Annotated in this window: 1 pseudogene; it reads left to right on the plus strand. The window is 45.1% G+C overall.

The features are described from left to right. Positions 1 to 50: 50 nt before the first annotated feature. Positions 51 to 625 (plus strand): annotated as a pseudogene (locus tag AC1DYB_RS30390) (FAD/NAD(P)-binding protein); the annotation flags it as partial.

A 625-nucleotide genomic window follows, 5' to 3' on the forward strand; every position in this document is an offset into this window, starting at 1 on the left:
GTATAGTGCCTAATTATTTTGATTCACCGTATCCGCCAATCAAATTGGCCTTGAAATTGGACCACCCTGTGGCCATTAAGGGGTCATCGCTGACCGCGGTTGATGCAATCAGGACGCTGGCACGGCATAACGGAACGTTTGAAAAAGATAAAAAGGGGCAGCTATACTATCAAACCCTGGGCGAGAGCTCAAACTTTAAATTGATCCTGCATACCCGAAACGGGATGTTGCCTGCGGTACGGTTTCACCTGGAAGACTCCCACCTTTTCAATGATTCTCTGCTCAGCAAGGAAGAGATCGCCGCGCATATTAAAGGCAACAACGGTTTCCTGTCGCTCGATTATGTTTTTGAAAAAGATTTCAAAGCACCCATACAAACCAGGGAACCTGCTTTTTACGAGCAGATCAAGAATATGAACATGGAAGCATTCGTGGCTAAGATGATGGAACTACGTGAACGCCTCGATCCATTCCAATTACTCAAGGCAGAGTATGACGAAGCAGAAAAATCGATCAAACGCAAGGAATCGGTGTACTGGAAAGAAATGCTGGGCGTATTGAGTTTTGCTTTGAATTATCCTGCCAAACACTTGTCGGCAGAAGATATGCAAAGATTACAAGAGTC

Source organism: Mucilaginibacter sp. P2_A4 (genome assembly GCF_056405015.1).